This is a genomic window from Niveibacterium microcysteis (assembly GCF_017161445.1).
GTDB lineage: Bacteria > Pseudomonadota > Gammaproteobacteria > Burkholderiales > Rhodocyclaceae > Niveibacterium > Niveibacterium microcysteis.
In genome coordinates this window covers 4,715,140-4,737,890 of the sequence record NZ_CP071060.1, presented here as the reverse complement: position 1 = coordinate 4,737,890, position 22,751 = coordinate 4,715,140, and the positions used below count along the sequence as shown (strand labels likewise).

The following is a 22,751-nucleotide window of genomic DNA, read 5'->3' as shown; positions in this document are numbered from 1 at the left end:
GCCCGGTTTCAATTCGCCGCTGCACGATCGGGGGGCTCGGGATGTTGCTGCAAGCAGGTCACACGGATGACGCAAGGCGCGGGCGCTGGCCTAGCCGTGCGCTGGTCTGTGCGCTGCTGGCCGCGATGCCGATTCTGGCCGCGGCGGCGGGGCCTGCTTGTCGCAAGGTCGTCATTTCCGCTGATCCGAAGTACCCGCCGTTGCACTGGTACGACGGCACGACGCTGACCGGCGCCAGCGTCGAGATCGCGACGCGGGTGTTCACTCGCCTCGGCGTGCGCTGGGAGCTGCAATACCTGGGCCCGTGGCCGCGCGTGCTGAGCGCTGCGGAGCATGGCGATGTGGACGTCGTGACGACCTTGAAGGACACGCCTGAGCGGCGTGCCTTCCTCGAGTTCACACAGCCGGTGCTGAACAACCCGATCGCGGTGTTTGTGAAAGTGGATTACCCGATCAACTACTTTGGCCGTGATTCGCTGATCGGCCGCAAAGGCGGCCTGACGCGCGGCAACCGCTTCGGTGAGGAAGCCGACCGTTTCATTCGCGAGCGTCTCGATGTGGAGGAGCTCAACGATCCGCTCACCGGCTTCCGCATGTTGATGGCGGGGCGTATCGACTATTTCATGACCGGGCTGCACGCTGGGCGCGCAACGCTGATCGAGGCCGGGCTCGAAGGCCGCATCGTTGCGCTGGCGCCGTATGTCGCCGAGACCGGCAACGCAATCGGCTTCGTACGTCACAGCCCATGCCGTGCGCTCGTGCCGGCGGCCAACCGTGTGTTGTCGGAGATGGCTGCACGTGGCGAGATCAAGCAGATTGTCGATCGCAACCTCGAGCGCTGGCGCCAGAACCCGGCGCTGCCGGAGGGCTGATCGACGCCGGGTTCGACAAAGGCGGGCGCTGCGGTGCCAATCGGTGCATGCTGGTCGACCATGCCCAGCAAACCGGCCGCACCATGATCGAATCCCTGTTGCTCAGCACCACGCCGATTGCCACCTTCTTCGGCAACCAGCGGCTCACCGGCGCAACCGGCTTCTTCTTTGAACGTAACGGTTGCAGCTATCTCGTCACCAGCCAGCATGTGCTGCTCGACGATGCCACCGGGCATCGGCCCGACCGCATCGAGTTCGAAGTCCATGTTGATGACAGCAACGTGGCCGCGGTGCACGTGATCAGCCTGTGGCTATACCGCGATGGCCTCTCGGTCTGGCATGTCGGCGACGACGCGGGCGGCGCGGTGGACATGGCAGCGATACCGCTCGACCCAGCCTGCTGGCCGCCTGGTTGCCGGCGCGCGGCCTTCGGCCCGCAGCATCTGGCGCAAAGTGCGCCGATCGAAGTCGGCGCCTCGGTGTTGATCGTTGGTTATCCGCTGGGCTTTCACGACACGCTGCATCACCTGCCGATTGTTCGACAAGGCGTCATCGCGTCGTCCTTCGGCCTTCGTTTTCAGGGTGTTGGCTATTTCCTGACCGATGCGCGCACGCATCGCGGCGCGAGCGGCGCGCCGGTCGTGATGCGCATCGAACACCCCTCGCCCGAGCAGGCGGCGCTGCCGTGGCAGCTCTTGGGCATCCACTCCTCGCGGCTCGACATGGGCGGACGCGACCGCGTCGAGGATGAAGCGCTGGGCCTCAATTGTGCGTGGTACGCCGACATGCTGATGGTCATCACCTAGGCCCTCGGGTAACGATTCCGTACGCGGCGGCGAGGCCGCGGCCGGTCTGGCGCAGTCCGGCGCTGGCGCGCAGAATGGCTGATCGTTTGCGCCGTGAGCTCGCCATGACCGCGCTACAGTCCCCCGCTCTGTACAAACTCGAACGCCTGCTGCGCCTGGCGCGAGAACTGATGCAGGCGGCCGGGCAGGAGGGCGTATTCGAACTGGTCGGCGCCGCGATGCGCGAGCTCTTCGAACCGGACCGCGCGCTGATGATGGCGCCGGTGGGCGATGCAGTGCTGGCGCGCGAGTTCGACACAAGCGGCGTGCCGCGCATCAAGGATGGCGATCCGCTGCTGCACTTTTGCGCCCAGCGGGCGATTGAACAAGGCCGCGCCCAGCTCGACCCGCCGGTGCCCGACGATGTGCGCGCCCGCGCGGCACTCGACGCACCGTTCCAGCTTTGCGCGGTGCCTTTCCCGGCGATCGAACCCAGTGGCGTGATCTGCCTGCTGTGGCGTCGGCGGCGCATCGGGCGCAGCAAGGAGCTTGCCGCCCTGCGCCACATCGGCGAGCTTGCGACCGCCGCCCTCATCAACGCTACCTTGCGGGACCAGCTCGAATGCCGCATCCGCGAGGGCTCGGAGAGCGCCGATCGCTTGGATCGCGCCCACGAAGCTGAGCTGACGCGGCGCAACCAATCCGAGCGCCTGCTGCACAGGTTGTCGGTGACCGATGTGATGACCGGTCTGCTGAACCGCCGGGGCTTCGATTTCTACGCGCAGCAAAGTCTTGTGCTGGCGCGTCAGCAGTGTCTGCCGGGCCTGCTGCTGTTTGCCGACATCAATGGCCTCAAGCAGGTGAACGACGAACTCGGGCACGAGCAGGGCGATGAGCTGATCCAGGATTGTGCCGGCATCCTGCGCGAGGCCTTCCGCAAGAGCGACGTCGTCGCGAGGCTGGGCGGCGACGAGTTTGCGGTCTTCAGCATCGACGACGAACTCCCCGACGGAGTGCGCGAGCGCGTGCAGCAGCGGGTGGCACGGTTCGTCGCCGAGCACCCGCGCCCGTATCCGGTCTCGATGAGTCTCGGCATCGTGCATAGCCCGTCTGGCAGCGAGCAGCCGCTGGCCGCGCTGGTCGCAGAGGCCGATGCGCTGATGTACGCGCAGAAGCGGCTCAGCCACGCGGTACGCGGCGCGCGCGACCCGCAGCGGGGCCGCTGATGCGCTTGGCGGCCTGCCACACGCGTCTTCGCTGAACGCGATCCCTCACGCCGCCTCGTTCCGGCCGCACGGCGCCTGATCCGCAGGCGTGCCGGACAATCCGCGCCGCCATACTCAGGCGGTCGCGTCCGCGCGTTCCAGTTGGCGCTTGACCCTGTGGAAAAAGTTTTCTAAAGTGAATTGGAAAACTATTTCCAATCGCCATGAAACCAGCCCAAAACGCGTCACTCCGCCTGCCTCCGGGCGACGAAACCCGGACCGCGCTGATCCTCGCCGCCACCGAAATCTTCATCGACGAGGGCTTCCGCGCCGCGCGGGTGCAAGACATCGCGCAGCGCGCCGGGGTGCGGCTGTCGGCGATCAACTATCACTTTGGCGGGAAGGAAGGGCTTTACCGCGCGGTGTTGCAGCACCATGCGGAGCTCGCCTTGAGCCGCACACCGTTGCCGGCACCTGACCCGGCCCATCCGCGTGCAGCGTTTGAGGCTGCGGTGCGAACCCTGGTCCGCCGCTTCCTCGACCCGGCGGGCGAGAGCCGCATCGCGGCACTGTTGATGCGCGAGCTGGTGAACCCGACCGAGGCGCTGGCGATGATGATCGAGCGCTTCACCCGCCCGCAGGCGCAGATGCTGCGGCCAATCATCGCGGCGGTGCTTGGGCCGCGTGCGAGCGACGAACAGCTGTCGCGCGCAATGCTCAGTGTGCTGAGCCAATGCATGGTCTACATCAGCGCGCGTCCCCTGATCCTGCAGGTCATGCCGGTCGCGCTGAACGGCGATGACCTCGTCGAACGGGTTGCGCAGCATGTCACCGCCTTCAGCTGGGGCGGGCTCAACGCGCTGCGCGCCGAACTGGAGTCCGCCGAATGAGCGCCCGCGCCGCCCTGCTTGTCCTGGTTTCGTCTGTCTTGCTCTGCGCCTGTGGGCCAAGCGGCGAGAGGCCATTGCTCGGCTATGTCGAGATCGAACCGACGCGCGTTGCCGCGCAGCAGGCCGGTCGCCTGGTCAGCCTGTCGGTGCAGCGTGGTGGCGAAGTGGCCGCCGGTGCACCGCTGTTTGCGCTGGATACCGAACTCGAGCGCCCGGCCCTCGACGAGGCCGAAGCGCGCCGCGCGCAAAGCGACGCGCAGGCGCAGGATCTGGCGAGCGGAAAGCGGCCGGCCGAGCTCGATTCCTTCCGCGCTCGCGAGGCCGCCGCGCGTTCTGCGCTATCGCTGGCTGAGAGCGACCTTGCCCGCCAGCAATCGCTCTCTGCCGAGGGCTTCGTCAGCCCGATGAGCCTCGACAGCCTGCGCGAGCGGGTCCGTAGTGCGCGCGCGCAGCTCGACCAGGCTGCGGCCGACTTGCGCGCGGCCGAACTTGCCGGGCGCGAGGCACAGCGCGCCGCGGCAACGGCGGCGGTGAAAGTGGCCGAAGCCCAGCGCGCGCAGGCACAGACACGCTTGGCGCAGAAGCAGCTCGTAGCACCGGTTGCCGCACATGTTGAGGACACCTACTACCGCATCGGTGAATGGGTGCCGGCCGGCAGCCCAGTTGTCAGCCTGTTGCCGGCGGGCAGCACCAAGCTGCGTTTCTACATTCCGCAAGCCAGGCTCGCGGCGATGCGGCCGGGCCAGCGCATCCGCGTTCTCTGCGATGGTTGTGGCGAGGGCTTCACCGCGCGCGTCACCTGGGTCGCCAGCAGCGCGGAATACACACCGCCGGTGATCTACTCGAAGGACAACCGCGCCAAGCTGGTCTTCAAGGCCGAGGCGCAACCCGAACGCGCAGTAGCCCTGGCGCCTGGGCTGCCGGTCGACGTGTTGCCCGAGGCGGGCCAATGAACGATCTGATCGCGCCGCTCGACATTCCGCCCGAACAGCGTGCGGTGGACGTGGTTGGCCTCACCAAGCGCTTCGGCGACAAGACGGTGGTCGACCAACTGTCGATGCGGGTGCGCCGGGGTGAGGTGTTCGGCTTTCTCGGCCCCAACGGCAGCGGCAAGACGACCTCGATCCGCATGATGTGCGGCCTGCTGACACCCGACGCTGGCAGTGGCCACACGCTGGGCTACGACATCCTGCGCGAGGCGGCGGCGATCAAGCGCGAAGTCGGCTACATGACCCAGCGCTTCGGGCTCTACGAAGACCTGACGATCCGCGAGAACCTCGACTTCGTGGCCGGCGTGTACCAGATGGACCGCCGCCGCCAGCGGGTGGATACCGCGATTGAGCGCCTCGGCCTCGGTGGCCGTGCGAACCAGCTTGCCGGCGGGCTTTCCGGCGGTTGGAAGCAGCGCATGGCGCTGGCGGCGTGCATGCTGCACGAACCTAAACTGCTGCTGCTCGACGAGCCCACCGCCGGCGTCGACCCCAAGGCGCGACGCGACTTCTGGGAAGAGATCCACGCACTCGCCGCCGAAGGCATCACCGTGCTGGTGTCCACCCACTACATGGATGAGGCGGAGCGTTGCCACCGTCTCGGCTACATCGCCTACGGTCAGCTACTGGCGCTGGGCACGCCGGCACAGCTTGTGGAACGCAGCGGGTTTGCGACCTGGCATGTGCGTGGCAACGATGTGTCGCCGCTGGCGGCACAGCTGCGCGGCGCACCCGGTGTCGACATGCTGACCCGCTTTGGCAACACCCTGCATGTCAGCGGCAGTGATGCGGCGGCGCTGGTCGCCGCGATCGCGCCGTGGCGCGACGAGCCGGCGCTCGAATGGTCGGCGGCGGCGCCGCAGCTGGAGGATGTGTTCATCCATCTGATGGGGCAGACGCGCGACAACTTCCAGGAGGCGCACTGACATGTTCGCCCTGCTGCGCGGCTTGTCGTTTGCGCGCCTGATCACCGTGATGCGCAAGGAATTCATCCAGCTGCGCCGCGACCGGCTGACCTTCGCGATGATGGTCGGCATACCGATCATCCAGCTGACGCTGTTCGGCTACGCAATCAACGGCGACCCCAAGCATCTGCCGACCGTGGTCGTGGCCGAGGAGCAGAGCGCATTTGCGCGCAGCCTGACCGCCGCGCTGACGGTGTCAGACTACTTCGACATCCTCAGCACCTCTGCCACGCAGGCCGACGCTGACCGCATGCTCGCCGAGGGCAGCGCACAGTTCGCGCTGGTGATCCCGCCAGATTTCTCGCGCAAGCTGATCCGCGGCGAACGCGCTCAGGTGCTGCTCGACGCCGATGCGACCGACCCAACGGCCACCGGCAACGCCATCGCCGCGCTCAACCAGCTGGCGCCCGGCGCGCTCGCGCGAGACCTGGGTGGCCCGCTGGCTTCCCACGCCGCCGCGCCACCGCCGTTCGACGTGGTGGTGCAGCGCCGCTACAACCCGGACGGGCTCACCGCGTGGAACGTCGTCCCCGGCCTGATGGGCGTGATCCTGACGATGACGATGATCATGATGACCGGGCTCGCGCTGACGCGCGAAGTCGAACGCGGCACGATGGAGAACCTGCTCGCCACGCCGGTGCGGCCGGTAGAGGTGATGGTCGGCAAGATCCTGCCCTTCATCCTGATCGGCTTCGTGCAGGTGGTGCTGATCCTGATTGCCGCGCGATTGCTGTTCAACGTGCCGTTCATCGGCACCAAGCCGGTACTGCTGCTCGGCGTGCTGGTCTTCATCGCCGCCAACCTGGTCGTCGGCATCACGATCTCGAGCGTGGCGCGCAACCAGATGCAGGCGATGCAGATGACCTTCTTCTTCTTCCTGCCGTCGATCCTGCTGTCCGGCTTCATGTTCCCCTTCCGTGGCATGCCGGGCTGGGCGCAGTTCATCGGTGAGGCGCTGCCACTGACCCATTTCCTGCGGCTGGCGCGTGGGGTGATGCTCAAGGGCAACGGTTTCGTCGAGATCTGGCCACACCTGTGGCCGCTGCTGTTGTTCATCACCGTCGTGCTGGCCATCGGGCTCAAACGCTTCCGCAAGACGCTGGACTGAGCGGGCACGCACCACGACGGGGCGCGTCCGGGCGATGCGCCGGATTGGTGCGCCGCCGCGTCGCCCCATCGTTTTCGCGCGCCGTAAGCGTGCATGAGCGGCCCTGGAAGACCCGGAAAGCCCATGTTTTCCGGTTGGCACAGTTCTCGCAAAGCCCCTGCTGCCGGCTCGCAACGCAGCGAGCCGTACGCGGAGGCGAGCATGGGAGCAAACGGGGCGTTCTTCGATGAGATGAACGGCGCGGCTGGCGAGACACGGCCGCATTACGAAGCCTTTGAGCGCTGGCTGGAGGCGACCGCGTCTTCACGCATCGAGCGCAAGCGGGTGCAGGCCGATGCGCTGTTCCGGCGCGTCGGCATTACCTTCGCCGTGTATGGCGAGGCGGCGGGGACAGAGCGGTTGATTCCGTTCGACCTGATTCCCCGCATCATTCCGGCTGCCGAATGGCAGCAGCTTTCCGCCGGCCTGTCGCAGCGGATCCGCACGCTCAACGCCTTCCTGCATGACATCTACCATGACCAGGAGATCCTCAAGGCCGGCGTGATTCCCTACGAGCAGGTGCTGCAGAACGCGCAGTACCGGCCCGAGATGAAGGGCGTGGACGTCGCTGGCGGCATCTATTCGCACATCTCCGGCGTCGACATCGTGCGTGCCGGCGCCGGCGAGTTCTACGTGCTGGAAGACAACCTGCGCGTGCCGTCCGGCGTCTCGTACATGATCGAAGACCGCCGCATGATGATGCGGCTCTTCCCCGACCTCTTCGCCACCCACCGCATCGCGCCGGTGGAGCACTACCCGGACCTGCTGCTCGATACGCTGCGCACCGTCGCGCCAAACGGGGTGTCGGACCCGACCGTGGTGCTGCTCACGCCCGGCAGCTACAACAGCGCCTACTTCGAGCACGCCTTCCTCGCGCAGCAGATGGGCATCGAACTGGTCGAAGGGCGCGATCTCTTCGTCACCCACGAAGGCGTGTTCATGAGCACCACCCGCGGCCGCCGCAAGGTGGACGTGATCTACCGCCGCATCGACGACGACTTCCTCGATCCGCAGGCCTTCCGCAAGGATTCGATGCTCGGCGTGCCGGGCCTGTTTGCCGCGTATCGCGCCGGCAAGGTCACGCTCGCCAACGCGATCGGCACGGGCGTGGCGGACGACAAGTCGATCTACCCGTATGTGCCGGACATGGTGCGCTTCTACCTTGGCGAGAAACCGCTGCTCAACAACGTGCCGACCTACATGCTGAGAAAGCCCGACGATCTGGCCTACACGCTCGATCACCTGGCCGAACTGGTGGTGAAGGAAGTGCACGGCGCCGGCGGCTACGGCATGCTGGTCGGGCCGGCATCGACCAAGGCGGAGATTGAAGCCTTCCGCCAGCGCATCATCGCCGCGCCGGAGAAATACATCGCCCAGCCAACGCTCGCGCTGTCCACCTGCCCGACCTTCGTCGAATCCGGCATCGCGCCGCGCCATATCGACCTGCGGCCCTTTGTCCTTTCGGGCAGCGAGATCCGTTTCGTACCCGGCGGCCTCACGCGCGTCGCGCTGAAGGAAGGCTCGCTGGTGGTGAATTCCTCGCAGGGCGGGGGCACCAAGGACACCTGGGTACTGGAGGCCTGAAAACATGTTGTCCCGTACCGCAGACCACGTTTACTGGATGGCGCGCTACATGGAGCGCGCCGAAAACCTCGCGCGCATCCTCGATGTGCACCACCGCATGTCGCTGTTGCCGCAGAGCGCCGGCGAGATCGAACGGCAGTGGACCGCCACGCTCGACATCATGGGCATGCTGGGCGCCTACCGCGCACAACATGACGTGATCGACACCGACACGGTGATGCACTTCCTGATGTTCGACCGCGACAACCCGTCGAGCATCGTCTCCTGCCTGCGCGCGGCGCGCGAAAACGCGCACACCGTGCGTGGCACGCTGACCTCCGAGCTGTGGGAGGCCATCAACGCGACCTGGCTGAAGGTGAATGACTTCGCCCCTTCGCGCCTCGCCGAAACCGGCCCGACCGAGTTCTTCGACTGGGTGAAGTACCGCTCACACCTGTCGCGCGGCGTCACCGTCGGCACCATGCTGCGCGACGAGGCCTTCCACTTCACCCGGCTGGGCACCTTCATCGAGCGCGCGGACAACACCCTGCGCATCCTCGACGTGAAGTACCACCTGCTGCGCGGCGCCCACACACCGAACGATGCCGCGGTCGACTACTACCAGTGGAGCGCGCTGCTGCACTCGGTGTCGGCCTTCGAAATCTACCGCCGCGTGTATCGCGATCAGATCACGCCGAGCCGCGTTGCCGAGCTGCTGCTGCTGCGCCCGGACATGCCGCGTTCGCTCGCCTACTGCATGCGCGAGGTGTACGGCCTGCTGCAGGCGGTGGCGAACGGCCGTTCGGCCGAGACCCAGCGCCGCGCCGGCGAGTTCGAGGCGAGCCTGCGGTTCGGCCGCATCGAGGAACTGATGCGCGACGGTTTGCATCCCTACCTCGACAGCGCGCTGGAACGCATCCTCGATCTCGGCCAGCGCATCTCCGACGACTTCCTGGTTCCCGTTACCACCTGAGGAGGCTTGCCATGACCCGTTCGCACCCGAATCAGCCAACGCCCGACGCGCCTGCCACGCCGCCCGCTGCGATGCTTGCGTTGTGGACCAATCCGCTGGAAGACACGCCCTACACACTGCAGCCCGAAGCCGGGCGCTTTGCGCCTGAGCCCTGGCAACTGACACCGGCCGAGCGCGGCGCGCCGCCCGGCTGATCCATGGTTCGCGGCGGCCCGCACGGTCGCCGCGAACAAGCGCTGGCCCCGCCCCGCAAGGGCGGCGACAATCCCGCCTTTCTGCGACCAAGCCTTTTCCCATGACCTACTGCGTCGGCATGCTCCTCGACGCCGGCATCGTGTGCCTGTCCGACTCGCGCACCAATGCCGGCGTTGATCACATCAACTCCTTCCGCAAACTCAATGTCTTCGAGCGCCCGGGCGAGCGGGTGATGGTATTGATGACGGCCGGCAACCTCGCGATCACGCAGGCGATCGTGACGATGCTCAACGAACGCCTCAGCAGCACCGAGGGCACCAGCCTGTGGAGCGTGCCCAACCTGTTCGAGGCGGCGCGCCATGTTGGCGACACGATTCGCGACGTGCACCGGCGCGACGCCGAATCGCTGCAGGCCTTCGGCATCGATTTTTCCGCCAGCCTGATCCTCGCCGGGCAGATTCGCGGCGAACGCCCGCGCTTGTTCAACATCTACGCCGCCGGCAACTTCATCGAGGCGACGCCCGAGACGCCGTACTTCCAGATCGGCGAATCGAAGTACGGCAAACCGATCATCGACCGCGTCATCACGCGCGGCACCTCGCTCGACGAAGCAACGAAGTGCGCGTTGATCTCGATGGATTCGACGATCCGCTCGAACCTGTCGGTCGGCCTGCCGCTCGATCTCGCGCTGATCCGCACCGACGAATGCCGCATCGCGCGCCACCGCTCGATCGAGTCGCAAGACCCGTACTTCAGCATCGTGCGCAGCGAATGGGGCCAGGCGCTGCGCGACGCCTTCAACGCGCTGCCCAACCCGGATTGGTCGCGCGACTGAGGCGCCAGCTGTCGCGGCGGCGCCACGCAAGGTGCTGAGCCGATTGCGGCGGCGGTCGGCCGGTTTGGGGCGTGCCAAAGGCCGGGCGGCCGCTGCACTGCAGCATCCGAACTGTGTTCGTGACCCGGTGTCCAACCCCCAATTCCCGCAATTTTCTTGCCCCCACAGCCCGTAAGGTCTTGAATTTTCGGGTGCATGGGCGGGTCCGGCGGGATAAAATGGCCGGCTTCCCCAGAAGCGTGCCGTGCCGCACACAAACAGGACACCCTGATGCAAGCCGCCCCCGAGTTTGTCCGCGAGACCCCCGCGTCGACCCGCCTGCGCGAGATTCCGTACAACTACACCTCCTTTTCCGACCGCGAGATCGTGATCCGCCTGCTCGGCGAGGAGATGTGGTCGGTGCTCGAATCGTTGCGCGCCGAGCGCGTGACCGGCCGCTCCGCCCGGATGCTCTACGAAGTGTTGGGCGACATCTGGGTCGTGCAGCGCAACCCCTACCTGGAAGACGACCTCGTCGCCAGCCGCGAGCGCCGTGGTGCGCTGCTGAGCGCGCTGCGCCACCGCCTTGACGAAGTGGAAAAGCGCCGTGCCGCGGCCGAGAGTGAAGACCCGGTGCGCGCCGGCATCGTCGCGCAGCTGGTGGCCGCCGCGAACAAGGCGGTCGACGCCTTCCAGCGCCACTTCGAGACCACCTACGACCTGCGCAAGCGCACCGAGAAGCTGCTTTCCAAGCACACGCGCCGCGACAACATCGCTTTTGATGGCATGGCGCGCGTCTCGCATGTCACCGACGCAACCGACTGGCGCGTCGAGTACCCCTTCGTCGTGCTGTACCCGGACACCGAGGAAGAGATCGGCCATCTGGTGCGCGGCTGTATCGAGCTGGGCCTGACCATCATCCCGCGTGGCGGCGGCACCGGCTACACCGGCGGCGCCGTGCCGCTGTCGCCGTATTCGGCCGTGATCAACACCGAGAAGCTGATCGATCTGGGCAAGGTCGAACAGCAGATGCTGCCGGGCGTTGACCGACCCTACGCGACCATCACCACCGGCGCGGGCGTCGTCACCCGCAGGGTCATGGATGCGGCAGAGGGTGTTGGCCTCGTATTCGCCTGCGACCCGACCTCGGCGGATGCCTCCTGTATCGGTGGCAACATCGCGATGAACGCCGGCGGCAAGAAGGCGGTGCTGTGGGGCACTGCGCTCGACAACCTGGCCTGGTGGAAGATGGTTACGCCGGACGGCAACTGGCTCGTTGTCGAACGCCTAAACCACAACCTCGGCAAGATCCACGATCAGGAAACCGTCCAGTTCCGCCTCAAGAAGTTCGACGAATCCGGCAAGCGTCCGCTCGGCGAAGAGATCATCGAGATGCCGGGCGCCGCCTTCCGCAAGGTCGGGCTGGGCAAGGACGTCACTGACAAGTTCCTCGGCGGTGTGCCGGGGGTGCAGAAGGAAGGCACCGACGGCATCATCACCTCGGCCTGCTGGATCCTGCATCGCCTGCCAACGCACACCCGCACCGTGTGTCTGGAGTTCTACGGCCAGGTGCGCGAAGCGGTGCCGGCGATCGTCGAGATCAAGGACTACCTCGACCAGCAGCCGGGCGGCGTGCAGCTTGCCGGCCTCGAACACCTCGACGAGCGCTATGTGAAGGCCGTCGGCTACGCGCCGAAAGCCAAGCGCCATGGCCGGCCGAAGATGGTGCTGATCGGCGACATCGTTGGTGACGATGAAAACGCGGTGATGCTAGCGACCTCCGAAGTCGTGCGGATGTGCAACGCGCGCGGCGCCGAGGGCTTCATCGCGGTGACGCCGGAAACGCGCAAGAAGTTCTGGCTCGACCGCTCGCGCACCGCTGCGATTGCGAAGCACACCAACGCGTTCAAGGTGAACGAGGACGTCGTGATCCCGCTCGATCGCATGGGCGACTACTGCGACGGTATCGAACGCCTCAACATCGAACTCTCGATCCGCAACAAGCTGCGGCTGGCTGACGCGCTGACCGAATTCCTGCACGGCGAGCTGCCGCTGCATCGCGGCGAAGCCACCGTGGATGCCGAGGAACTGATCGGCGATCGCCGCGCGCAAGCGCTCGAACTGCTGTCCAACGTGCGCAACCGCTGGCAGTGGATCTTCGATCACCTCGATACGCCATTGGCCGACGCCGAAGCGCGCTTCGCCGAGCTGGGCGTCGTCGCTGGCGAACTGACCAACAAGGCGGCGCAGCCGCGGCTCTTCCACCGCGTGCAGGATTATTCGGTGCGCATTTCGTGGAAGGCTGAACTGCAGCCGCAGCTCGAAGACATCTTCGAGGGTAAGGTCTTCGATCCGCTGCGCGAGCGCATCGTTGCGATCCACAAAGAAGTGCTGCGCGGCCGCGTGTTCGTGGCGCTGCACATGCACGCCGGCGACGGCAATGTGCACACCAACCTGCCGGTGAACTCCGATCACTACGAGATGCTGCAGGAGGCCAACGCCACCGTCGCCCGCATCATGGAACTCGCACGCAGCCTCAACGGCGTGATTTCCGGCGAGCACGGCATCGGCATCACCAAGCTCGAATTCCTCACCGACGCCGAGATGGCGCCGTTCCGCGCCTACAAGCAGAAGGTGGACCCGGAGGGCCGCTTCAACAAGGGCAAGCTGATGCCCGGCGGCGACCTGACGCATGCCTACACGCCCAGCTTCAACCTGATGGGGCATGAGTCGCTGATCATGCAGCAGAGCGACATCGGCTCGATCGCCGACTCGGTGTCCGATTGCCTGCGCTGCGGCAAGTGCAAGCCGGTCTGTACCACCCATGTGCCGCGCGCGAACCTGCTCTACTCGCCGCGCAACAAGATCCTCGCGACCTCGCTGCTGATCGAAGCCTTCCTGTACGAGGAGCAGACGCGGCGCGGCATCTCGATCCGCCACTGGGAAGAGTTCGAGGATGTGGCCGACCATTGCACCGTGTGCCACAAGTGCGTCACGCCTTGCCCGGTCGACATCGACTTCGGCGACGTGTCGATGAACATGCGCAACCTGCTGCGCAAGATGGGCAAGCAGAGCTTCAACCCGGCGAAGAAGCTGGGCATGGCCTTCCTCAACACGAAGAATCCGGAAACCATCAAGTTCCTGCGCAAGACCAGCATCGAGTGGGCCTACAAGGCGCAGCGCCTCGGCGTCGACCTGCTCAAGCCCTTGTCGAAGGAAACCACCAAGCAGCCGCCGTCCACCGTCGGCAAGGCGCCGCTCAAGGCGCAGGTGATCCACTTCGTGAACAAGAAGATGCCGGGCAAGCTGCCGAACAAGACGGCACGCGCGCTGCTGGACATCGAAGACGCGGCCGTGGTGCCGGTGATTCGCGATCCACAGAAGACGCGGCCGGATTCCGAGGCGGTGTTCTACTTCCCCGGGTGCGGCTCGGAGCGCCTGTTCTCACAGGTCGGGCTCGCGACCCAGGCGATGCTCTACAACGTCGGCGTGCAGACGGTGCTGCCGCCGGGCTACCTGTGCTGCGGCTACCCGCAGCGCGGCTCGGGCGACTACGACAAGGCCGACAAGATCACCACCGACAACCGGGTGCTCTTCCACCGCGTGGCGAACACGCTCAACTACCTCGACATCAAGACTGTGGTGGTCAGCTGCGGCACCTGCTACGACCAGCTCACGATGTACGAATTCGAGAAGATCTTCCCCGGCTGCCGGCTGATCGACATCCACGAGTTCCTGCTCGAGAAGGGCGTCAAGCTCGAAGGCGTGAAGGGCGTGCGCTACATGTACCACGAGCCCTGCCACAACCCGATGAAGCAGCAGGATTCGGTGAAGACGGTGAACGCACTGGTGCAGACCGCCGACGGCACGAAGATCACGAAGAACGACCGTTGCTGCGGCGAGGCCGGCACCTTCGCGATCGCGCGTCCGGAAATTGCGACACAGGTGCGCTTCCGCAAGGAAGAAGAGATGCAGAAGAACGCCAGCGCACTGCGTGCCGATGGCTTCGAAGGCGATCTCAAGATCCTGACTTCCTGCCCGGCCTGTCTGCAGGGGCTGCATCGCTACAAGGACGATATCGCCGGCCTCGACGCCGATTACATTGTCATTGAAATGGCGCGCCACCTGCTGGGTGAAGACTGGCTCGAACGCTTCGTCGAAACCGCCAACAAGGGCGGCATTGAGCGCGTGTTGCTGTAAGGCGACACAGCCTTCGGCGGATCAAAAAACAAGGGGCCTTTCGGCCCCTTGTTCATTCACACCGAAGTGCGAAGGTTTACTTCATGCGGCGACGGGCCATTGCGCCGACCATGCCGAGGCCAGCCAGCAGCATCGCGTAGGTCTGGGGTTCCGGCACGGCCGGCACGCCGTAGCTGTAACCCGACGCCGAGGTCAGGCCAACGCCGCTGCCGAGCGAGAAGTTCAGCGTGGCGGTGTCCTTGAAGTCGGCGATGCCGCCGTTCTTGGCGCTTGCGCTCAGCGTGGCGACCAGCGCGTAGGTCTTGCCGAACGTGAAGCTGAAGTCGCTTTCGTACTCGTTGCCGACAGTCAGCTTGCCCTTGCCGTAGGTGTGGCTATCGGACACGAGCAGCTGCGAGGTGCCTGCAGCGACGTCGAACAGCGAGATGTTGTACTCGTACGTCGCGGAGCCCTTGGCGCCGCCCTTCAGGCTGCCTTCCAGGGTCGACAGGAACAGGCCGTCGGCTGAACCCGAGCCACCGGTGAAGGTGACGTAATCGGTGAAGCTGGCGGTGCCAACGGCGTTGCTGGCCGAGCCGATTGCTGCGCCCGGTGCGAACGAGGTTGCGGCGTAAGCCTTCAACGCGCCGCCAACCGCTTCACCGCTGGCTTCGAAGCCGAAACCCTTGCTGCTGCCGCTGACAGAGGACTCGGCGCCGGTTGCATCGGAATCAGACCCAACGCCGCTGCCGGACTTGCCGCCAAGGGTGTACGTATAGTTGCCCGAGGCAGAGCTGGAGCCGGTGGCTGCCGGCAACGCCCAGGCGCTCGACGCGGTCACGGTGGCGACCAGCGCTACGACCAGGGGGGACATTTTTTTGGTAAGCATCTAACTCTCCTGAAAAACACACGTGTGCGACCGCGGGGTACGCGGCCGCTTCAGGAGTATGCAATTTGCACACCAGTGCACGATGAATCTTGCATGACGGGCATGAAATGCTGCATAGCACACTGATTCGTAAGGCCTTTTCGGTGCCGCTGACCATGTGCGGGTGACGGATCAATGCGGCGGCGCAGCAAAATGCCATCGCCATGTCAGCTTTTTCGACAGAGGGATGTTTGCGCTGCAGCAGGCTGCGCAGTGCTCATGGCGAACGATGCAAGGAAGCAACTTGTCGCCCGGTGGCGACACGACTAGGCTGAAGCCATCGGCGCCCGACCTCGGGCGCCCTCGCCTGGGAGTACGTCATGGCCCGACGGCATCGTTTCGCGCTGGTCCTGGTTCCGTTGCTGGCTGCTTGCGCTAGCGCACCCGCGCCCGTCGATCTCGCTCAGCTGCGTGCTGAAGTGATCGAGACCGAGACCGTGTTTGCGCAGACGATGGCGCGGCGCGACCACCCGGCTTTCGCCACATTCATCGCGGAAGACGCTGTGTTCTTCAACGGAGCGACAAGCTTGCGCGGGCGGGCGGCGGTGGTGGATGCCTGGCGGCGCTGGTACAGCGCGCCGCAGGCACCGTTCTCGTGGGCGCCGGAGCGGGTGGAGGTGCTGGCGACCGGTTCGCTCGCGCTGAGCAGTGGCCCGGTCCATGATCCACAGGGCAAGCGTATCGGCAGCTTTTCGTCGATCTGGCGGCGCGAGGCGCCGGGTGTCTGGCGCATCGTGTTCGACAAGGGTGAGAACAGCTGTGAGCCCGAAGCACATTGAGTTTTCACCGCTGCTACAAAACGATACGAAACGGATACGCAGCCGCGCTGCTCTCCGTTAATCTGCGCCCTCAGTCTGGCGTGGCCCGATCGGTCTCGCCTGTCGTTTTTGCTCCCACGAGGACATTGCATGAAAGCATTCCGCCTGGCGCCGCTTGCTGCGCTCCTGCTCGCGGCTGGCGTCGCCGCTGCCGCCCCACTCAATGCCGGTCTCGATTCGGCAGGTTTTGATCCCGCCTCGCGTGCTCAGGACGACCTGTTCCGCGCTGCCAACGGCCGTTGGGTCGACACCACCGAGATCCCCGCCGACAAGGCCGACTTCGGCACCTTCATCCAGTTGCGCGACAAGTCGGACAAGGAGGTCCGTGCGATCGTCGAGGAACTGGCCGCGAAGAAGCAGAAGGCGGGCAGTGTCGAGCAGAAGATCTCCGCCTTCTACGGCTCGTACATCGACACCGCTGCGATCGACAAGGCTGGCATGAAGCCGGTCAAGACGATGCTGGCCACGATCGACGCGATCAAGACGCGCCAGGATCTCGCCGTCTGGATGGGCACGGTGCAGGGCGCCATGGATACCCCGGTGAACCTGTGGGTGACGGCGGACTTCAAGGAGCCGACGGTCAACCGCGTGATGACCTGGCAGGGCGGGCTGGGCATGCCCGATCGCGATTACTACCTGAAGGACGACGAGCGCATCGCCAAGGCCCGTGGCGCCTACGAGCAATACCTTGCGACGCTGGCACGCCTTTCCGGCGACAAGCATCCGGACGCCACGGCAAAGCAGGTGCTGGCGCTGGAACGGCGCATCGCCGACGTGCATTGGGACAAGGTGGAAAACCGCAATCCGGTGAAGATCTACAACCCGATGACACCGGCCGAGCTGAAGAAGAGCGCGCCGGAGCTCGACTGGGATGCTTTCCTCAAGTCGGCCAAGCTCGAAGGCATCGATCGCCTGTCCGTGTCGCAACCCAGCGCCACGGTTGCGATCGCAAAGCTGCTGGCGGAGACGCCGCTGCCCGAAGTGAAGACCTATCTGAAGCTGCGTGCGCTCGATGAATCTGCGGACGTCCTGCCGAAGGCATTCCGTGACGCACGGTTCGCCTTCCGTGGTGCCGCGCTGACCGGGGCGAAGGAAGACAAGCCGCGCTGGCAAAAAGGCATCGCCGAAGTGAACGGCGCGCTCGGCGAGGCGGTCGGCCAGGTCTACGTGGCACGCCACTTCCCGCCGGCCTACAAGGCACGCATGCAGGAACTGGTCGCCAACCTGATGAAGGCGTACAGCGATTCGATCGACGGCCTCGCATGGATGTCGCCGACGACCAAGGCGCAGGCCAAGGACAAGCTGTCGAAGTACATGACCAAGATCGGGTACCCCGACAAGTGGCGCGACTACAGCAAGCTCGTGGTGAAGGAGGGCGACGCGCTCGGCAACCGCCAGCGCTCCACCCGCTTTGAGTGGGAGCGCCTCGCCGCCAAGGCCGGGAAGCCGGTCGACCGCGCCGAATGGGAGATGACGCCGCAGACGGTGAACGCGTACTACAACCCCTCGCTGAACGAGATCGTGTTCCCCGCTGCGATCCTGCAGCCGCCCTTCTTCGACATGGGCGCCGACGATGCGGTGAACTACGGTGCGATCGGTGCGGTGATCGGCCACGAGATCAGCCACGGCTTTGATGACCAGGGCAGCCAGTTCGACGGCGACGGCAAGTTGCAGAACTGGTGGACCGACGATGACCGCAAGGCCTTCGACGCACTGGGCGCCAAACTCGTCGCGCAGTACGAAACCTATGAGCCGATTCCGGGCCACAAGCTCAACGGCAAGCTGACGCTGGGCGAGAACATTGCTGACCTCTCTGGGCTGCAGATCGCCTACAAGGCCTACACGCTGTCGCTCGGTGGCAAGGAAGCACCGGTGATCGACGGCTACACCGGCGCCCAGCGCTTCTTCCTCGGCTGGTCGCAGGCGTGGCGGAACAAGGTGCGCGAAGAGCGCGCGCTGCAGTTGCTGACGATTGATCCGCACTCGCCGCCGCAATTCCGCGCCAACGGCGCAGCGGTGAACCACGATGGGTTCCATGCGGCCTTCGGCACCAAGCCGGGCGATGGCATGTACAAGGCGGACGCGGATCGTATCCGCATCTGGTAAGTCTGCCCGTTGCAATGTGAAGGCCGCCTGTGGGCGGCCTTTTTCATGGCGCGGGGCTGTCGCCGAGTGCGGTCAGCAGGGTGCGGTAGCGGGTGCGCTCCGATTCCGGCAGGAGCGCTGCATAGGCGTCCCGCAGTCGCCGGCGGGCATCGGCGAGTCGTGGCTGCGCGGCATCGATGGCGCGCAGCGCGCGGAGGGCGTCCGGGTGGCGGCTGCAGCCGATCTGCGCCGGCACCAGCGCGGGTGCCTCGGTTAGCGGGAAGTAACGCAGTTCCTCGATGCTGGGGTCGCTGAGCCGCAACTGCTCAACCTCCAGCGAGTAGCCGAGTGCCAGTTCGAAGCGCCCTCGCTGCATCAGCTTGAGCAGACCGGCGACGACGCCTTGTTCAGCAAATTCGAGCACCGAATCCGGATGCTGACGACGCGCCGCGGCGATGACTTCATCGATGCTCGGGCCGAAGCTGCGTTTCGGCACCACCCCGAGATGGAGCTTGCCGAGCGCCAGCGTGCCGCCGAGCGAAACCGAGCCGTTTCGCTCCACCGGCAAGGCGTTGTCTTGCGCCACTGCGCGCGGCACGATCAGCACCACTGGCAACTGCAGCTGGATCGGTTGCTGCGCGAAGTGCATGAAGCTCTCGCGTTCCGGAGTGCGCAGCATTGACAGCGTGCACACCGGCTGCGCGGCTCTCATCAGCGCCGTCTGGCGTTCCGCCCCGCTGACCTCGATCTCATGGCGAAAGCCGGGCAATTCGGCGATCAGGGTCTGCAGAAACTGGTCGCGCAAACCCTCGCCGCGATTCGGGCCGCTGACGATGTGGTAGGGCGGGAAGTCGAGGATCTGCCAGCGGATCAGGGGTAGCGGTGTCGTCGCGGCGAGTGCGGGCGCCGCACCGAGACCAAGGCAGAACAGGATGCCGAAAAGTCGCCGTTTCATTCGTGTCGCCCCCCTTGCCGTGCGCGCCGGCACGGTCTGCTGGGGAAACAGCTTACCCCCAGCCGCGCCCGCCGCGGTAGTCCGGCCGGGCGTGGGTTGGACATGAACGCCGGGAGTCCGCGCGAGAGGAGGCAGGAGACGCTTCTCGCAGCCGAACCCAAACACGCCTGGATGCTGGTGTGCAGCAAGCCGGGTGGTAAGGTGTGAGCTCACAGCAACCGGATTCACCATGACGCCCGACGCCGCGCACCCGTATTCCCGCCTCACGCCCGATACGCTGCTCGATGCGGTGGAGTCCGTCGGCTTGCGCGCAGACGGCCGCCTGCTTGCGCTCAACAGCTACGAAAACCGTGTCTGGCAGGTGTGGATCGAGGACGAGGCGCCCCTGGTCGCCAAGTTCTATCGGCCTGAACGCTGGAGCGACGAACAGATCCTCGAAGAACACGCCTTCGCGATCGAGCTGGCGGAGGCCGAGATTCCGGTGGTCGCGCCGCTCGCCTACGCGGGCCGCACGCTGCATGAACACGGGGGCTTTCGCTTCGCGCTGTTCCCGCGCCGCGGGGGCCGCGCGCCCGAGTTCGATGACCCGAAGGTGCTGGAATGGATTGGTCGTTTTCTCGGCCGCATCCATGCCCGCGGTGCGACGCGTGCGTTCGCGCATCGGCCGGCGCTGACCATCGCCAGCTTTGGCGAAGGCCCGCGCGACTGGATCGCCGCGCATGACTGCGTGCCACGCGATCTGCTGGAGAGCTGGACGACTACGGTGGACCACGCCCTCGCCGGGGTACGCCGTTGCTACGAGCGCGCCGGCGATGTCGCCACGATTCGCCTGCATGGCGACTGCCACGCTGGCAATATCCTGTGGACCGACGAGGGGCCGCATTTCGTTGACTTCGACGACGCGCGAAGCGGGCCGGCGATTCAGGATCTGTGGATGTTGCTGTCCGGCGAGCGCGCCGATCAGCAGCGGCAGCTGTGCGATGTACTCGCTGGCTACGAGGACTTCGCCGACTTCGATCCGCGCGAGCTCAACCTGATCGAGGCGCTGCGAACCCTGCGCCTGCTGCACTACGCCGCGTGGATCGCCAGCCGTTGGGACGACCCCGCCTTCCCGGCTGCCTTCCCGTGGTTTGCCACGCAGCGCTGGTGGCAGGACCAGATCCTCGGCCTGCGCGAGCAGATCGCGCTGATGGACGAGGCGCCGCTGGTGGTCTGACGCGGCTCAGGTGTCGTCGCGTCGCATCGAATAGGCACGCTCGACGCGTGCCACTCGCACCTCGAAGCCGGCGTACCACGCCGATCGCCCCATGCTGCGGGCGATCTGGTGTTCGGCGTTCGCCTTCCAGTCGGCGATCGCCTGCTCGCTTTCCCAGTACGACACCGTGATGCCCAGGCCGTCGGCGTCACGCGTGCTCTCCACGCCCAGAAATCCGGGTTGCTGTGCCGCCAGCTCAACCATGCGTGCCGCCATGTCGGCATAGCCGGTGTCGGCTGCGCTGCGCTGATTGGTGAAGATCACCGCCCAATAGGGCGGCTGCGGGGTCTTCGCAAAACGCGCTTCATTCATGCTTTCCCTCGTCTCGGGTGGGGTGCTTTATTACCCATGCGGCTAATAAGGCCTTGTTTTATTACTTTTTTGTCGTCACTTATACCCAACTGGTCGCGCCGATGCTGCAGTGCGTTCGTACAATGCACGCCTTCCGAATATTTTGCCCAGTTGCGACCATGGCGGCCTACATCACCGAAAAAGTACTCAGCGTGCACCACTGGAACGACACGCTGTTCTCGTTCACCACCACCCGCGATCGTGCGCTGCGCTACGAGAACGGCCAGTTCGTGATGATGGGGCTGGAGGTGGAGGGTCGCCCGCTGACGCGCGCCTACTCGATCGCCAGCGCCAACTACGAGGAAAGCCTCGAGTTCTTCAGCATCAAGGTACCGAATGGCCCGCTGACCTCGCGCTTGCAGCAGATCCAGCCCGGCGACGACATCCTGGTGTCGCGCAAGCCCACTGGCACGCTGGTGCTGCACGATCTGCTGCCGGGCAAGCACCTCTACCTGTTTTCCACCGGCACCGGCCTCGCACCGTTCATGAGCGTGATCCGCGATCTGGATGTGTATGACAAGTTTGAGAAGATCGTGCTGATCCACGGCGTGCGCACGGTGTCCGAGCTGGCGTACCAGCACTACATCGAGCATGAGCTGCCGCACCACGAGTTTCTCGGCGAGCTGGTCAGCGAGAAGCTGATCTACTACCCGACGGTGACGCGCGAGCCCTTCCGCAACCAGGGCCGCCTGACCGATCTGATCGAGTCCGGCAAGCTGTTCGAGGACATCGGTTTGCCGCCGCTCGATCCGGCTGTCGATCGCGTCATGATCTGCGGCAGCTCGGCGATGCTGAAGGATTCGCGCGAGCTGCTCGACCGTCGCGGCTTCAAGATGTCCAAGCGGATCGGCGAGCCCGGCGACTACGTGATCGAACACGCCTTCGTCGAAAAATAAGCGCCCCGACTGCTTGCCGTACCCAAAGCCCGGCCTCGTGCCGGGCTTTTTGTTTGTGCCTGCACGCAACTCGATTTGAAAACATTGCGGCATGACAAGGCGGCAATTCGCTCCACGATCGGTAATGTCGGATCAGGGCTTGGGGGGGCCATGGTGGTACGCCCTTGGCCGTTCGCAACCACGCAACCCGAGCGAGGGCATCATGACCGCCTTGCACAGCGCAGCCGAACGCGGCAACACCGAGGAAGTCCAACGTCTGCTGGCCGCGGGGGAGGACGTCAACCTGCTCGACGAATTCCGCCAGAGCGCGCTGCAGCTCGCGGCCCAGTCGGGCAACGAGGCGCTGGTAGGTTTGCTGTTGGCCGCCGGCGCCGACGTCAATTCGGCCGACCGCTTTGGCCGGCGCGCGCTTCACGGCGCCGCCTGTCACGGCCATTTGCGCATTGCGCAGCGCCTGCTGGCCGCCGGCGCAATGCCCGACGCAACCGACTCGGAACGCAGCACCGCTTTGTTCTGGGCGGCGGGTGATGGTCACGCCGCGCTGGTGACCGTACTTATCGCGGCGGGTGCGAACGTCAATGCACGCAACGTGTATCAGTCCAGCCCGCTCAACTGGGCGGCGCGTAACGGCTGGACCCAGGTGGTCGCGCTCTTGCTGGCGGACGGCGCCAAGGTGAACGTGGCCTGCGTGAATGGCTGGACGCCACTGCACGAGGCCGCGATGTACGGGCGCGATGCCGTTGTGCAGTGTCTGCTCGATGCCGGGGCGGACGTCTCGCTGGTCGATCGAAAAGGGCTGACCGCGCAGGCGCGGGCGCTGCAGCAAGGCCTGCACGCGACGGCCGATCTGCTGCAGCCGCATAACACGGCACAGGCTGCCTGATCG

Annotated in this window: 20 protein-coding genes; 17 read left to right on the top strand and 3 right to left on the bottom strand. The window is 65.7% G+C overall.

Going from position 1 to position 22,751, the window contains the following annotated elements; genetic code table 11:
* Positions 1-41: 41 nt before the first annotated feature.
* The 12 genes from JY500_RS21495 to JY500_RS21440 all read left to right on the top strand — a co-directional run bounded on the left by JY500_RS21495 (position 42) and on the right by JY500_RS21440 (position 14,598).
* Entirely contained in the window at positions 42-872 is an 831-nt protein-coding gene (locus JY500_RS21495) for a substrate-binding periplasmic protein (RefSeq protein WP_206254556.1), read from the top strand.
* Positions 873-919: 47 nt separating this feature from the next.
* A complete protein-coding gene (locus JY500_RS21490) occupies positions 920-1,678 on the top strand; it encodes a trypsin-like serine peptidase (protein WP_246479720.1) in 759 nt (252 codons plus the stop codon).
* Positions 1,679-1,782: 104 nt separating this feature from the next.
* Positions 1,783-2,883 (top strand): GGDEF domain-containing protein, encoded by a 1,101-nt coding sequence (locus JY500_RS21485; protein WP_206254555.1) that lies wholly within the window; start codon positions 1,783-1,785, stop codon positions 2,881-2,883.
* A gap of 203 nt (positions 2,884-3,086) precedes the next feature.
* Complete coding sequence (locus JY500_RS21480) at positions 3,087-3,752, top strand: CerR family C-terminal domain-containing protein (protein WP_206254554.1); 666 nt, start codon at positions 3,087-3,089, stop codon at positions 3,750-3,752.
* On the top strand, positions 3,749-4,705 hold the full coding sequence (locus tag JY500_RS21475) for an HlyD family secretion protein (RefSeq protein WP_206254553.1): 957 nt from the start codon (positions 3,749-3,751) through the stop codon (positions 4,703-4,705). Before JY500_RS21480 ends, JY500_RS21475 begins: the two co-directional genes overlap by 4 nt.
* Entirely contained in the window at positions 4,702-5,667 is a 966-nt protein-coding gene (locus JY500_RS21470) for an ABC transporter ATP-binding protein (protein WP_206254552.1), read from the top strand. The genes JY500_RS21475 and JY500_RS21470 overlap by 4 nt, the downstream gene beginning before the upstream one ends.
* Before the next feature lies 1 nt (position 5,668).
* On the top strand, positions 5,669-6,814 hold the full coding sequence (locus tag JY500_RS21465; protein WP_246479719.1) for an ABC transporter permease: 1,146 nt from the start codon (positions 5,669-5,671) through the stop codon (positions 6,812-6,814).
* 201 nt (positions 6,815-7,015) lie between these two features.
* Positions 7,016-8,437 (top strand): circularly permuted type 2 ATP-grasp protein, encoded by a 1,422-nt coding sequence (locus JY500_RS21460; protein ID WP_172202262.1) that lies wholly within the window; start codon positions 7,016-7,018, stop codon positions 8,435-8,437.
* A gap of 4 nt (positions 8,438-8,441) precedes the next feature.
* Entirely contained in the window at positions 8,442-9,389 is a 948-nt protein-coding gene (locus JY500_RS21455; protein ID WP_172202263.1) for an alpha-E domain-containing protein, read from the top strand.
* 11 nt (positions 9,390-9,400) lie between these two features.
* Positions 9,401-9,583, top strand: coding sequence for a hypothetical protein (locus tag JY500_RS21450; protein WP_206254551.1), 183 nt, complete (start codon positions 9,401-9,403; stop codon positions 9,581-9,583).
* A 101-nt stretch (positions 9,584-9,684) separates the two neighbouring features.
* A complete protein-coding gene (locus tag JY500_RS21445; RefSeq protein WP_172202265.1) occupies positions 9,685-10,419 on the top strand; it encodes a proteasome-type protease in 735 nt (244 codons plus the stop codon).
* Between the two features lie 270 nt (positions 10,420-10,689).
* Entirely contained in the window at positions 10,690-14,598 is a 3,909-nt protein-coding gene (locus JY500_RS21440; RefSeq protein WP_206254550.1) for a DUF3683 domain-containing protein, read from the top strand.
* A gap of 76 nt (positions 14,599-14,674) precedes the next feature.
* Here the strand turns inward: JY500_RS21440 and JY500_RS21435 are convergent, their stop codons facing one another.
* Positions 14,675-15,466 carry a PEPxxWA-CTERM sorting domain-containing protein gene (locus JY500_RS21435; protein ID WP_246479718.1) on the bottom strand — a complete coding sequence of 264 codons (792 nt, stop codon included), beginning with the start codon at positions 15,464-15,466 and terminating at the stop codon, positions 14,675-14,677.
* Between the two features lie 359 nt (positions 15,467-15,825).
* Between JY500_RS21435 and JY500_RS21430 the strand changes: the two genes are divergently transcribed.
* Together JY500_RS21430 and JY500_RS21425 are read left to right on the top strand one after the other, a co-directional pair.
* Positions 15,826-16,284 (top strand): YybH family protein, encoded by a 459-nt coding sequence (locus JY500_RS21430; RefSeq protein WP_206254549.1) that lies wholly within the window; start codon positions 15,826-15,828, stop codon positions 16,282-16,284.
* Positions 16,285-16,413: 129 nt separating this feature from the next.
* On the top strand, positions 16,414-18,429 hold the full coding sequence (locus JY500_RS21425) for a M13 family metallopeptidase (RefSeq protein WP_206254548.1): 2,016 nt from the start codon (positions 16,414-16,416) through the stop codon (positions 18,427-18,429).
* 43 nt (positions 18,430-18,472) lie between these two features.
* On the opposite strand, the gene JY500_RS21420 is transcribed toward JY500_RS21425, so the two are convergent.
* Entirely contained in the window at positions 18,473-19,363 is an 891-nt protein-coding gene (locus tag JY500_RS21420; protein ID WP_206254547.1) for a hypothetical protein, read from the bottom strand.
* A 229-nt stretch (positions 19,364-19,592) separates the two neighbouring features.
* Between JY500_RS21420 and JY500_RS21415 the strand changes: the two genes are divergently transcribed.
* Positions 19,593-20,579: a serine/threonine protein kinase gene (locus JY500_RS21415; RefSeq protein WP_206254546.1), complete on the top strand. Its 987-nt coding sequence runs from the start codon at positions 19,593-19,595 to the stop codon at positions 20,577-20,579.
* Positions 20,580-20,585: 6 nt separating this feature from the next.
* Here JY500_RS21415 and JY500_RS21410 read toward each other — a convergent pair whose 3' ends face one another.
* The gene (locus tag JY500_RS21410; protein WP_172202271.1) at positions 20,586-20,930 is read right to left on the bottom strand and encodes an antibiotic biosynthesis monooxygenase family protein; all 345 of its coding nucleotides are present in this window, start codon (positions 20,928-20,930) and stop codon (positions 20,586-20,588) included.
* A 158-nt stretch (positions 20,931-21,088) separates the two neighbouring features.
* On the opposite strand from JY500_RS21410, the gene JY500_RS21405 reads away from it, so the two are divergent.
* Both JY500_RS21405 and JY500_RS21400 read left to right on the top strand, forming a co-directional pair.
* Entirely contained in the window at positions 21,089-21,865 is a 777-nt protein-coding gene (locus JY500_RS21405) for a ferredoxin--NADP reductase (RefSeq protein WP_172202272.1), read from the top strand.
* Positions 21,866-22,067: 202 nt separating this feature from the next.
* Positions 22,068-22,748 (top strand): ankyrin repeat domain-containing protein, encoded by a 681-nt coding sequence (locus JY500_RS21400; protein WP_206254545.1) that lies wholly within the window; start codon positions 22,068-22,070, stop codon positions 22,746-22,748.
* Positions 22,749-22,751: the final 3 nt, after the last annotated feature.

Excerpts from the sequence above, each read along its gene's own strand:
- JY500_RS21495 (WP_206254556.1), top strand. The coding sequence starts at position 42 with ATGTTGCTGCAAGCAGGTCACACGGATGACGCAAGGCGCGGGCGCTGG.
- JY500_RS21490 (WP_246479720.1), top strand. The coding sequence starts at position 920 with ATGCTGGTCGACCATGCCCAGCAAACCGGCCGCACCATGATCGAATCC.
- JY500_RS21485 (WP_206254555.1), top strand. The coding sequence starts at position 1,783 with ATGACCGCGCTACAGTCCCCCGCTCTGTACAAACTCGAACGCCTGCTG.
- JY500_RS21480 (WP_206254554.1), top strand. The coding sequence starts at position 3,087 with ATGAAACCAGCCCAAAACGCGTCACTCCGCCTGCCTCCGGGCGACGAA.
- JY500_RS21475 (WP_206254553.1), top strand. The coding sequence starts at position 3,749 with ATGAGCGCCCGCGCCGCCCTGCTTGTCCTGGTTTCGTCTGTCTTGCTC.
- JY500_RS21470 (WP_206254552.1), top strand. The coding sequence starts at position 4,702 with ATGAACGATCTGATCGCGCCGCTCGACATTCCGCCCGAACAGCGTGCG.
- JY500_RS21465 (WP_246479719.1), top strand. The coding sequence starts at position 5,669 with ATGTTCGCCCTGCTGCGCGGCTTGTCGTTTGCGCGCCTGATCACCGTG.
- JY500_RS21460 (WP_172202262.1), top strand. The coding sequence starts at position 7,016 with ATGGGAGCAAACGGGGCGTTCTTCGATGAGATGAACGGCGCGGCTGGC.
- JY500_RS21455 (WP_172202263.1), top strand. The coding sequence starts at position 8,442 with ATGTTGTCCCGTACCGCAGACCACGTTTACTGGATGGCGCGCTACATG.
- JY500_RS21450 (WP_206254551.1), top strand. The coding sequence starts at position 9,401 with ATGACCCGTTCGCACCCGAATCAGCCAACGCCCGACGCGCCTGCCACG.
- JY500_RS21445 (WP_172202265.1), top strand. The coding sequence starts at position 9,685 with ATGACCTACTGCGTCGGCATGCTCCTCGACGCCGGCATCGTGTGCCTG.
- JY500_RS21440 (WP_206254550.1), top strand. The coding sequence starts at position 10,690 with ATGCAAGCCGCCCCCGAGTTTGTCCGCGAGACCCCCGCGTCGACCCGC.
- JY500_RS21435 (WP_246479718.1), bottom strand. The coding sequence starts at position 15,466 with ATGCTTACCAAAAAAATGTCCCCCCTGGTCGTAGCGCTGGTCGCCACC.
- JY500_RS21430 (WP_206254549.1), top strand. The coding sequence starts at position 15,826 with ATGGCCCGACGGCATCGTTTCGCGCTGGTCCTGGTTCCGTTGCTGGCT.
- JY500_RS21425 (WP_206254548.1), top strand. The coding sequence starts at position 16,414 with ATGAAAGCATTCCGCCTGGCGCCGCTTGCTGCGCTCCTGCTCGCGGCT.
- JY500_RS21420 (WP_206254547.1), bottom strand. The coding sequence starts at position 19,363 with ATGAAACGGCGACTTTTCGGCATCCTGTTCTGCCTTGGTCTCGGTGCG.
- JY500_RS21415 (WP_206254546.1), top strand. The coding sequence starts at position 19,593 with ATGACGCCCGACGCCGCGCACCCGTATTCCCGCCTCACGCCCGATACG.
- JY500_RS21410 (WP_172202271.1), bottom strand. The coding sequence starts at position 20,930 with ATGAATGAAGCGCGTTTTGCGAAGACCCCGCAGCCGCCCTATTGGGCG.
- JY500_RS21405 (WP_172202272.1), top strand. The coding sequence starts at position 21,089 with ATGGCGGCCTACATCACCGAAAAAGTACTCAGCGTGCACCACTGGAAC.
- JY500_RS21400 (WP_206254545.1), top strand. The coding sequence starts at position 22,068 with ATGACCGCCTTGCACAGCGCAGCCGAACGCGGCAACACCGAGGAAGTC.